General features: G+C 41.4%; 11 protein-coding genes and 1 pseudogene. 9 read left to right on the top strand and 3 right to left on the bottom strand.

All coding sequences use genetic code 11. The features are described from left to right. Positions 1-18 precede the first annotated feature (18 nt). A pseudogene (locus HT701_RS03970) lies at positions 19-261 on the top strand (family 1 glycosylhydrolase); the annotation flags it as partial. A 120-nt stretch (positions 262-381) separates the two neighbouring features. Next, positions 382-1,326: a mannose-6-phosphate isomerase, class I gene (gene manA, locus HT701_RS03965; protein WP_172931240.1), complete on the top strand. Its 945-nt coding sequence runs from the start codon at positions 382-384 to the stop codon at positions 1,324-1,326. A 40-nt stretch (positions 1,327-1,366) separates the two neighbouring features. Here manA and HT701_RS03960 read toward each other — a convergent pair whose 3' ends face one another. Further along, positions 1,367-2,707, bottom strand: coding sequence for a sodium-dependent transporter (locus HT701_RS03960; protein WP_050223719.1), 1,341 nt, complete (start codon positions 2,705-2,707; stop codon positions 1,367-1,369). A gap of 339 nt (positions 2,708-3,046) precedes the next feature. On the opposite strand from HT701_RS03960, the gene HT701_RS03955 reads away from it, so the two are divergent. Then, entirely contained in the window at positions 3,047-3,787 is a 741-nt protein-coding gene (locus HT701_RS03955) for a MerR family transcriptional regulator (protein WP_000274782.1), read from the top strand. Between the two features lie 42 nt (positions 3,788-3,829). On the opposite strand, the gene HT701_RS03950 is transcribed toward HT701_RS03955, so the two are convergent. Both HT701_RS03950 and HT701_RS03945 read right to left on the bottom strand, forming a co-directional pair. Further along, on the bottom strand, positions 3,830-5,005 hold the full coding sequence (locus HT701_RS03950) for an NAD(P)/FAD-dependent oxidoreductase (protein ID WP_000680056.1): 1,176 nt from the start codon (positions 5,003-5,005) through the stop codon (positions 3,830-3,832). Between the two features lie 58 nt (positions 5,006-5,063). Beyond that, the gene (locus tag HT701_RS03945; RefSeq protein WP_000219939.1) at positions 5,064-5,909 is read right to left on the bottom strand and encodes a DegV family protein; all 846 of its coding nucleotides are present in this window, start codon (positions 5,907-5,909) and stop codon (positions 5,064-5,066) included. A 124-nt stretch (positions 5,910-6,033) separates the two neighbouring features. On the opposite strand from HT701_RS03945, the gene HT701_RS03940 reads away from it, so the two are divergent. From HT701_RS03940 to HT701_RS03915, 6 genes are all read left to right on the top strand, one after another. After that, positions 6,034-6,591, top strand: a complete 558-nt coding sequence (locus tag HT701_RS03940; RefSeq protein WP_000004139.1) for a TetR/AcrR family transcriptional regulator — start codon at positions 6,034-6,036, stop codon at positions 6,589-6,591. Between the two features lie 18 nt (positions 6,592-6,609). After that, entirely contained in the window at positions 6,610-7,077 is a 468-nt protein-coding gene (locus HT701_RS03935; RefSeq protein ID WP_000136976.1) for a cytidine/deoxycytidylate deaminase family protein, read from the top strand. Positions 7,078-7,165: 88 nt separating this feature from the next. After that, complete coding sequence (gene upp, locus HT701_RS03930; RefSeq protein ID WP_000515974.1) at positions 7,166-7,795, top strand: uracil phosphoribosyltransferase; 630 nt, start codon at positions 7,166-7,168, stop codon at positions 7,793-7,795. 173 nt (positions 7,796-7,968) lie between these two features. Beyond that, positions 7,969-8,559: an ATP-dependent Clp protease proteolytic subunit ClpP gene (clpP, locus tag HT701_RS03925; protein WP_000613477.1), complete on the top strand. Its 591-nt coding sequence runs from the start codon at positions 7,969-7,971 to the stop codon at positions 8,557-8,559. A 78-nt stretch (positions 8,560-8,637) separates the two neighbouring features. Continuing rightward, positions 8,638-8,886, top strand: a complete 249-nt coding sequence (locus HT701_RS03920) for a YlbG family protein (protein ID WP_000462126.1) — start codon at positions 8,638-8,640, stop codon at positions 8,884-8,886. 101 nt (positions 8,887-8,987) lie between these two features. Beyond that, on the top strand, positions 8,988-10,148 hold the full coding sequence (locus HT701_RS03915; protein WP_000726149.1) for an ABC transporter substrate-binding protein: 1,161 nt from the start codon (positions 8,988-8,990) through the stop codon (positions 10,146-10,148). The last annotated feature ends 122 nt before the right edge of the window (positions 10,149-10,270 follow it).

The following is a 10,270-nucleotide window of genomic DNA, read 5'->3' as shown; positions in this document are numbered from 1 at the left end:
TTTGAAAATGATTGAGTATTAGAGGCCCACATCAAGGCCATGCGAGATGCCATTTACCAAGACGGGGTTGACTTGCTTGGTTATACGACTTGGAGATGTATCGATCCGGTTTCAGCTGGCACAGGGGAAATGAATAAGCGCTATGGCTTTATCTATGTAGATCGAGATAATGTAGGAAATGGGACTCTCAAACGTAGCAAGAAGAAGTCCTTCTATTGGTACAAGGATGTCATTGATAGCAATGGAGCAAGCATCGAGTAGAGCACATTTGTTTACTATTTTTATAAAATCTTCTCCCTGCTTTATAAGATGTAAAAAAGAGTTCAAATGGAACTCTTTTTTTGTTATAATGAAGGAAGAAAGATCAGACAGGAGAATAAAATGTCAGAACCATTATTTTTACAATCAGTGATGCAAGAAAAAATCTGGGGTGGAACCAAGCTACGTGATGAGTTTGGCTACGACATCCCAAGTGAAAAAATCGGAGAATACTGGGTCATCTCAGCCCATCCAAATGGTGTCTCTAAAGTTGCCAATGGTCGTTACGAAGGAACAGACCTAGCTATTTTGTATGCGGAACACCGTGAATTGTTTGGCAATCGTCCTGAGCCTGTATTTCCGCTTTTGACCAAGATCCTCGATGCCAACGACTGGCTCAGTGTCCAAGTTCACCCAGACGATGCTTATGGACTCGAGCATGAAGGCGAACTCGGAAAAACAGAATGCTGGTACATTATCGCAGCGGATGAAGGTTCAGAGATTATCTACGGTCACAATGCCAAGTCAAAAGAAGAACTCCGCCAGCAAATCGAAGCGAAAGACTGGGATGGTCTGTTGACCAAAGTACCAGTTAAAGCTGGAGATTTCTTCTATGTACCAAGTGGCACTATGCATGCTATTGGTGCTGGCATCTTGATTCTTGAAACCCAGCAGTCTAGCGATACCACCTATCGCGTCTATGACTTTGACCGCAAGGACGATAAGGGCAACTTGCGTGAACTTCATCTTGAAAAATCCATTGATGTCTTAAACATTGGTGAGCCTGCAAATAGCCGTCCTGTAACTGTTAAAGCAGATGATTTGCGTTCCACTCTCCTTGTATCCAATGATTTCTTTGCAGTTTACAAGTGGGAAATTACTGGAAAAGTTGACTTCGAAAAGACAGCTGACTACAGCTTATTGAGTGTCTTAGCCGGTCAAGGTCAACTGACTGTTGACGGGAAAAATTATCCAATCCAAAAAGGCAGTCACTTTATCTTACCAAGTGATGTTGAAGCTTGGACTCTGGAAGGGCAAGGTTTGGAAGTGATTGTTAGCCATCCATAAAAAAGAAAGGGCCTGAGTTTACTACTCAAGTCCTTTTTGATTACATAAATTGGGCGATGAAGACCACGATGATGATGATTGGAATGACGAAACGAAGAAGGAAGAGCCAGACTTGGAACAGTCCCTGTTTCCATGCGGTTTCATCAAGATGGAGTTCCTCCATTGCAAGAGCCTTTTTAAAGATATAGCCTGTAAAAAGTGAAAGGCAGAGAGCTCCAAATGGCATGAGGAGATTGGAAACCAAGAAGTCCATAGCGTCAAAGAAGGTCTTCCCAAAGATGTGAGCATCCGCCATGACACCGTAAGATAGGGCTGAGGGAATGCCAAAGACAAAGGTCAAGATTCCCAAAATGGCACTCCACATGGCACGCTTGCTGTTGTCCTGGTTGGTGATATTGCCCACATTGATTTCCAGCATAACGACGGAAGAAGTGACTGTCGCAAAGAGGAAGAGCAAGAGGAAGAGGATGTAGAAAATGGTTCCAAAAGGCATCTTGTCAAAGAGTTGAGGCAAGACGATAAAGAGTAAGCTCGGTCCCCCTTCAGACTGGATATTGAAGGCTGACATAGCTGGGAAAATGGCGAGACCTGCCATGATGGATACCGAGATATTCATGGCTACGATGGAAATTCCTGATTGGACCAGATTGGTTTTCTTGTCTAAGTAAGAAGCATAGGTCAGCATGGCTGTAACCCCTAGTGAGAGGGCAAAGAAAGATTGTCCCAGAGCATAGAGGAGACCAGCACTGGTCAGTTTTGAAAAGTCTGGTTTGAGGAAGTAAAGAACCCCTTCCATGGCATTTGGCAAACTGAGAGAACGACCGATGATGACGACAAAGATGATAAAGAGCAGGGGCATCATGACTTTCGAAGCTCTTTCAATCCCTTTTTGAACCCCACGTGATACAATGAAGATATTCAATAGGATAAAGGTCGCTTGAGCTCCTAGAGCAATGGCTGGATTTGAAATGATTGAAGTAAATAACTGAGCATAATCACCCGTTCCACCAATTTGGAACAATTTTCCAAACTCAATGCCTAGATAGACTAAAATCCAGCCACCAATAACACTGTAGAAAGATAAGAGGATAAAGAGGGCAAAGGCACCAATCCAACCGATAAAGTTGTACTTACTATTCTTGCCTAGTTTTCCAAAGGTTTTGATTGCTGAGACACCAGCGCTTCGGCCGAGAGCAAATTCAGCTAGCAAAAGGGGGAAACCGATTAGAATAGTGGAAATGAGAAAGACCAGTAAAAAGCCTCCTCCACCGTTAGCAGCAGTCATATAGGGGAATTTCCAAACGGCACCAAGTCCGATGGCTGAACCAGCAGATGCTAGGATAAAGCCCGGTTTAGACCCCCATTGCGATTTTTCAGACATAGTTAAACTCCTAAAATTAGTGTTACAAAAGAAAAAGCTACTGCCCTTGGCAAATAGCCTCATCAGTACTCAAAATGAGCGTTTCTTTTGATTGATAGACTTGACTATCCTATCATGTTTTCTAAGGTCTGTCAAGAAAACCATTTTCATGTTATGATAAAGTAAAAAATTTCGCAAAAACGCTTGACTCTGACCTAAGGGGAGGGGTTATACTATCAGTGTAATACTCTTCGAAAATCTCTTCAAACCACGTCTGCGTCGCCTTACCGTACTCAAGTACAGCCTACGGCTAGCTTCCTAGTTTGCTCTTTGATTTTCATTGAGTATAAGGAGGAAATCATGTACCATATAAAAGAAGCTGCACAGCTTTCGGGTGTCTCTGTCAAGACCCTGCACCACTACGATAAGATAGGACTTTTGGTTCCTTTAAAGTCGGAAAACGGCTATCGAACCTACAGTCAGGAGGATTTGGAACGTCTCCAGGTTATTCTTTACTACAAATATCTAGGCTTTTCTTTAGAAAAAATAGCAGAGCTATTAAAGGAAGAAAGGACAGATTTATTGCCTCATTTGACCAGGCAGTTGGACTATTTGACTCGAGAAAGGGAACATCTGGATACCTTGATTTCAACCTTGCAAAAAACCATTCAAGAACAAAAAGGAGAAAGAGAAATGAGCATTCAAGAGAAATTTGCTGGATTTAACTACCAAGACCATCAAAAATACCACCAAGAGGCGGTAGAGAAATATGGACAAGAAGTCATGGACCAAGCGCTGGAGCGCCAGAAAGGTCACGAAGACGAGGCTACGGCTGCCTTCAACCAAGTTTTTCAAGCCTTAGCACAAAATCTTCAAGCTGGTCTGCCTGTAACAGCAACTGAAAACCAAGAGCAAACAGCCAAGCTCTTGCAAGCCATTCGTACTTATGGATTTGATTGTACTATTGAAGTATTCGGTCATATCGGTAAAGGCTACGTCTATAACCCAGAGTTTAAGGAAAATATTGACAAATTTGGTACTGGAACAGCCCAGTACACATCAGATGTCATTGCCCACTATGTCCAAACTCAAGCAAAATAAAATCGGAGGAGTAATCTTCCGATTTTTTCTATTAAAAGTTCTTTAATCATAATGCAGACTTCCCGCCACCCAGCCGGTACAGAGAGCAGAAGTGATGTTAAAGCCACCCGTGTGGGCATTGATATCCATAACTTCGCCTGCAAAGTGGAGGCCAGGTACCAGCTTACTTTCAAGGGTTTTAGGATTGATTTCCTTGAGACTGACTCCACCCTTGGTAACAAAGGACTTTGCAAGGGACATTTTTCCAGTTACAGGAATTTTAAGTTCTTTAATGGACTGGACAAGTTGTTCTCGTTCCTTTTCAGTCAGCTGTTTGACTTTTTCAGGATATCCTTGTACAAAAAATTCGGCCAAGCGTTCTGGTAACAAGGTTTTTAAAGCGTTTTTCAAGGATTTTTCCCGATTTTCTTCTAGAAATGTAACCAAGTCCTTCTCAGAAAGTTGAGGCAAAACATCGAGTGAGAGAACCTCCCCACCTTTGACCAAGCTAGACATGCGTAGGGCAGCAGGACCTGACAAACCAAAGTGGGTAAAGAGTAAATCATGAGTGATGACATGCTTACCATAACTTAGGGTCACATCGTCCAGAGAAATCCCTTGTAAGGCTTTATGTGGAAAATCTGTTAATAAAGGACTTTCAGCAGCCTCAAGATCGGTGATGGTATGCTTAAAATGGCGAGCAATCTCGTGACCAAAACCAGTCGAACCAGTCGAAGGATAAGACTTACCACCTGTTGTGACAATGAGTTTCTCACAAGTGAAGGTTTGATCCGCTGACTTAAGGACAAACTGGTCATCTACTTTTTTAACAGAAACGATTTCTATTTGAGTAGCAACTTGACCACCTAGTTCAGTGATTTTCTTTTCCAAAGCTTCGATAATAGTCCGAGACTTGTCACTGGCTGGAAAGACGCGTCCGTGGTCTTCGACCTTAAGTTTAACACCATTTTCTGTAAAAAAGTTGATGATGTCATGATTATCGAACTGGGAGAAAACACTGTAAAGAAAGCGTCCGTTTCCAGGAATTCCAGCTAGCAGGTTGTCTAAGCTACCATTGTTGGTCACATTGCAACGTCCCCCACCAGTCCCAGCTAATTTTTTTCCAAGTTTCCGATTTTTTTCGATGAGGAGGGTTTTCTGTCCATAAAAGCTACTGGAAATCGTAGCCATCATACCAGCAGGTCCCCCACCGATGACAATAGTATCAAAATGTTTCATAGCTCTATTGTACCACAAAAAAACAAGAGATGATGGTCACCTCTTGTCAAGAATGCAATTAATCAATTTCATAGCCCATCAGCAAACCGCCCTCTTCTGCATAGAAACTGCAGAGACCAGAGGTTGGTAGAATTTTAATATCCGCTTGTGGGAAGGTTTCACGGATTCGCTCTGAGAGCTGTTGACAACATTTTTCGTTATTGCGTTGGGCCATGACAATACGGCCACCAGCATATCCAGCTTTTACTAACTCATCATAGGCAGCTTGAACTGATTTCTTTGATCCCCTTGCTTTTTGTAGCAATTCGAGAGTCCCAGTTTCACTAGCTTTTCCGACCATACGAATGTTGAGAAGGCCAACGACCGTACCGATAAGCTTGCTCAAACGGCCGTTCTTCACCAAGTTATCGACTTTGGCTAGGACAAAGAGCAACTTAGTTTTTTCTTGATAGGCGGTGATAGCTTCAACCACTTCTTCAAAAGACAAGCCCTGGTCAATCAAGTCATTCAATTTTTCTACGAGTAGGTCAACTTCACCACCAGCAGATAAACTATCAATCACATGAATCTTAGTGTCAGGATGGTCTTCCAGATAAATATTCTTTGCTAGTTGAGCACTATTGTGACTGCCAGAAAGGGTACCTGTGATGGTTACTAGGAAAATGTTTTTGGCACCTTCAAATGCTCGCAAATAGTCATCTGGGCTTGGACAAGCCGATTTTGAAGCTTCTGCAGTTGCATACATGGTTTCCATCATTTGGTCAATATCGAGACTGGCGTCATCAACAAAGACCTGATCAGCTACTTGAATGGTTAAGGGGACGCTTACAAAGGTTGTGTTAATAGCTGGTGTTGGCAGTTGACGATAATCACAACCAGAGTCAGCAATAATTTTCCAAGTCATAGAAATTCTCCATCTTTGTCAGTTATACATTGACAAAGGTTCTGTCTTTTTTTACAATTATATCATGAAAACCCTTGAAACAAAAGCATCATCCGTCTGTTGTGACAAGTAGAAAGAAAATGTTATGTCTGAACGTAGAATCTCTGAAAAGTCTCTTGAAAATCTCAGAAAATCAAACCAAGAATCCAATTTATTAACCAGAGAAGCCATTGAAACAGCCCTCTTGCAACTCTTGGAAAAAAAGGAGCTGACCAAGATTAGTATTTCTGAATTGGTCAAACGTGCGGGTGTTTCGCGTGCGGCCTTTTATCGCAATTATGACTCCAAAGAGGAAATTTTAGAGAGCGTCTTTAAACGAACTGTCCACAATATTATGGAACAGCTGCATCATTACGATTTAAAGACAGACCTTTATTTGGTGTGGGTTCACCTTTTCCGGGAGGCCAGAAAGGAAGCTAGAGTGATTCAATTGGCCTTGGATTACCATCTGGAAAAAATCTTTGTCCAAGCCATGCAGGAATTTCTAGAAAAATACCATGGGAAATCAAAAGGTGTCAGCTCTTATCTTCATTCCTTCTGGAGCTCAGCCATCGTCTCTGTCCTTCTAAAATGGATCAAGGATGGCATGAAGGTACCAGCTGAAAAGATTGCAGATTTAGGTTTACCATTTTTTAAAAAATAGAGAAAAAGGAGAAAAGAGATGACTGAAAAAAGACTGGCCTGGGATGAGTATTTTGCAGCCCAAGCCCTACTAATTGCGAATCGTTCCACTTGTAAACGTGCTAAAGTGGGCGCGATTCTGGTAAAAGATAATAAGGTTATTTCCACTGGTTACAATGGTTCGGTGTCAGGGACTGAGCATTGTATTGATCACGAATGTTTGGTCATTGAAGGCCACTGTGTTCGCACCCTTCACGCTGAGGTCAATGCTATCCTTCAAGGTGCTGAGCGTGGTGTTCCCAAAGGCTTTACAGCCTATGTAACCCATTTTCCTTGTCTCAACTGTACAAAACAATTGCTTCAGGTCGGCTGCAAGCGTGTGGTTTATATCAACCAGTACCGAATGGACGACTACGCCCAATACCTTTATCAAGAAAAAGGGACAGAATTGACCCATTTACCACTTGAGACAGTACAGACAGCTCTTAAAGAGGCTGATCTAATGTAAAAATTATCAAAAATAAATGGTTTAGAAAGATTTTTAAACCGTTTTTTGGTATAATAAGAAGAATAAATTGAAAGAAGGAATTCCAAAAATGGGAAAAATTGAAGTTATTAATCACCCACTGATTCAACACAAATTGTCAATCTTGCGTCGTACAGATACTTCTACAAAAGCTTTTCGTGAGCTAGTAGATGAGATTGCAATGTTGATGGGGTATGAAGTACTTCGTGATCTTCCACTAGAAGATGTGGAAATCGAAACACCAATTACAAAAACAGTTCAAAAACAATTGGCAGGTAAGAAATTGGCCATCGTCCCAATCTTGCGTGCAGGTATCGGGATGGTTGATGGTCTCTTGAGCTTGGTTCCAGCTGCTAAAGTTGGCCACATCGGTATGTACCGTGATGAAGAAACACTTCAACCAGTTGAATACTTGGTGAAATTGCCTGAGGACATTGACCAACGTCAAATTTTTGTAGTAGACCCAATGTTGGCAACAGGTGGCTCAGCAATCTTGGCTGTTGATTCTCTTAAAAAACGTGGCGCATCAAATATCAAATTTGTCTGCCTTGTATCTGCTCCAGAGGGTGTAAAAGCCCTTCAAGAAGCTCATCCAGATGTAGAAATCTTTACAGCAGCCTTGGATGAACGTTTGAACGAACACGGTTATATCGTTCCAGGTCTTGGAGATGCTGGAGACCGCTTGTTCGGTACAAAATAAGATCGAAAAGAAGAATGACTTGGAAAAGTATTTCCAGTCACGAAAGGAGGTTGGGTTTTTGTTTCTGTCTAATGAAAGCAGAGCAAAAATTTGACCTTTTTTGACCAAGATATTATAATAGTCTTATCTTCAGTCATTTGACCAACAAAATTAAAACTCAAAAGGAGAAATGAATGATTCCTGTAGTTATTGAACAAACAAGCCGTGGAGAACGTTCTTACGATATTTACTCACGTCTTCTCAAAGACCGCATCATTATGCTGACAGGTCCGGTTGAAGACAATATGGCTAACTCTGTTATTGCCCAACTGCTTTTCTTGGATGCCCAAGATAGTACAAAAGATATTTACCTTTATGTCAATACACCAGGTGGTTCTGTTTCAGCTGGTTTGGCAATCGTAGATACCATGAACTTTATCAAGGCAGATGTCCAAACCATTGTTATGGGAATGGCTGCATCTATGGGAACAGTCATCGCATCAAGTGGAGCAAAAGGCAAACGTTTCATGCTTCCAAATGCTGAATACATGATTCACCAACCAATGGGCGGTACAGGTGGTGGTACCCAACAAACTGATATGGCTATCGCTGCAGAACACTTGCTCAAAACTCGTAATACCTTGGAAAAAATCTTGGCTGAAAATTCAGGTCAGTCAATGGAAAAAGTCCATGCAGATGCAGAACGTGATAACTGGATGAGCGCCCAGGAAACACTTGAATATGGCTTTATTGATGAAATTATGGCCAACAATTCATTGAACTAATGATGATAGAAGGCAAACTCGACTGGGTTTGCTTTTTTTGGTATAATAGGGAGAGATTTCTTAGAAAGAGGATTTATCATGTTTGAAAAAGTCAATCGCTCTGGCTTGATTATCTATCTTTACTATAATCGTGATGCCAAAAAACTGCAGGATTATGGAGATATTACCTATCATTCCAAGAAACATCGTTACTTACAACTCTATGTTCCAACTCAAGAAGTGGAGCAATTGGTCGGACGCTTGAGCAAGGAAAAATTTATTAAAAAAGTTAGGGTTTGTCATATCCAAGAGTTGGAAACACCCTTTGTGGGCAATCTTTATCGATAGGAAAACGCTATCATCGAAAAAGTTCAAGGAAAACATTGACAATTTTCTGATAATTCGGTATATTATTAACAGACTATTTAAGAAATAAGGAGACAAAAAAGATGAAGAAAAAATTTGCCCTATCGTTTGTGGCGCTTGCAAGTGTAGCACTTCTTGCAGCCTGTGGAGAAGTGAAGTCTGGAGCAGTCAACACTGCTGGTAACTCAGTAGAGGAAAAGACAATTAAAATCGGGTTTAACTTTGAAGAATCAGGTTCTTTAGCTGCATACGGAACAGCTGAACAAAAAGGTGCCCAATTGGCTGTTGATGAAATCAATGCCGCAGGTGGTATCGATGGAAAACAAATCGAAGTAGTCGATAAAGATAATAAGTCTGAAACAGCTGAGGCTGCTTCAGTTACAACTAACCTTGTAACCCAATCTAAAGTATCAGCAGTCGTAGGACCTGCGACATCTGGTGCGACTGCAGCTGCGGTAGCGAACGCTACAAAAGCAGGTGTTCCATTGATCTCACCAAGTGCGACTCAAGATGGATTGACTAAAGGTCAAGATTACCTCTTTATTGGAACTTTCCAAGATAGCTTCCAAGGAAAAATTATCTCAAACTATGTTTCTGAAAAATTAAATGCTAAGAAAGTTGTTCTTTACACTGACAATGCCAGTGACTATGCTAAAGGGATTGCCAAATCTTTCCGCGAGTCATACAAGGGTGAAATCGTTGCAGATGAAACTTTCGTAGCAGGTGACACAGACTTCCAAGCAGCCCTTACAAAAATGAAAGGGAAAGACTTTGATGCTATCGTTGTTCCTGGTTACTATAATGAGGCTGGTAAGATTGTAAACCAAGCGCGTGGTATGGGAATTGACAAACCAATCGTTGGTGGTGATGGATTCAACGGTGAGGAGTTTGTACAACAAGCAACTGCTGAAAAAGCATCAAACATCTACTTTATCTCAGGCTTCTCAACTACTGTAGAAGTTTCAGCTAAAGCTAAAGCCTTCCTTGACGCTTACCGTGCTAAGTACAATGAAGAGCCTTCAACATTTGCAGCCTTGGCTTATGATTCAGTTCACCTTGTAGCAAACGCAGCAAAAGGTGCTAAAAATTCAGGTGAAATCAAGAATAACCTTGCTAAAACAAAAGATTTTGAAGGTGTAACTGGTCAAACAAGCTTCGATGCAGACCACAACACAGTCAAAACTGCTTACATGATGACCATGAACAATGGTAAAGTTGAAGCAGCAGAAGTTGTAAAACCATAATAGAAAAATGTTGAAATAGGGAATGAGCCTTTGACTCACTCCCTGTTTCGATATTTAATACTCTTCGAAAATCTCTTCAAACTGCGTCAACGTCGCCTTGGATTATATATGTGACTGACTTC

This window comes from Streptococcus sp. 10824 (assembly GCF_013276595.1).
Classification (GTDB): Bacteria; Bacillota; Bacilli; order Lactobacillales; family Streptococcaceae; genus Streptococcus; species Streptococcus pseudopneumoniae.
Note: the sequence above shows the minus strand (reverse complement) of the source record. Positions and strands in the feature narration are given on the sequence as shown.

What these genes read in the sequence shown, in the direction of transcription:
- clpP (WP_000613477.1), top strand. Translation starts at nt 7,969, where the DNA reads ATGATTCCTGTAGTTATTGAACAAACAAGCCGTGGAGAACGTTCTTAC.
- HT701_RS03940 (WP_000004139.1), top strand. Translation starts at nt 6,034, where the DNA reads ATGTCTGAACGTAGAATCTCTGAAAAGTCTCTTGAAAATCTCAGAAAA.
- HT701_RS03920 (WP_000462126.1), top strand. Translation starts at nt 8,638, where the DNA reads ATGTTTGAAAAAGTCAATCGCTCTGGCTTGATTATCTATCTTTACTAT.
- HT701_RS03960 (WP_050223719.1), bottom strand. Translation starts at nt 2,707, where the DNA reads ATGTCTGAAAAATCGCAATGGGGGTCTAAACCGGGCTTTATCCTAGCA.
- HT701_RS03935 (WP_000136976.1), top strand. Translation starts at nt 6,610, where the DNA reads ATGACTGAAAAAAGACTGGCCTGGGATGAGTATTTTGCAGCCCAAGCC.
- HT701_RS03955 (WP_000274782.1), top strand. Translation starts at nt 3,047, where the DNA reads ATGTACCATATAAAAGAAGCTGCACAGCTTTCGGGTGTCTCTGTCAAG.
- HT701_RS03945 (WP_000219939.1), bottom strand. Translation starts at nt 5,909, where the DNA reads ATGACTTGGAAAATTATTGCTGACTCTGGTTGTGATTATCGTCAACTG.
- HT701_RS03950 (WP_000680056.1), bottom strand. Translation starts at nt 5,005, where the DNA reads ATGAAACATTTTGATACTATTGTCATCGGTGGGGGACCTGCTGGTATG.
- upp (WP_000515974.1), top strand. Translation starts at nt 7,166, where the DNA reads ATGGGAAAAATTGAAGTTATTAATCACCCACTGATTCAACACAAATTG.
- HT701_RS03915 (WP_000726149.1), top strand. Translation starts at nt 8,988, where the DNA reads ATGAAGAAAAAATTTGCCCTATCGTTTGTGGCGCTTGCAAGTGTAGCA.
- manA (WP_172931240.1), top strand. Translation starts at nt 382, where the DNA reads ATGTCAGAACCATTATTTTTACAATCAGTGATGCAAGAAAAAATCTGG.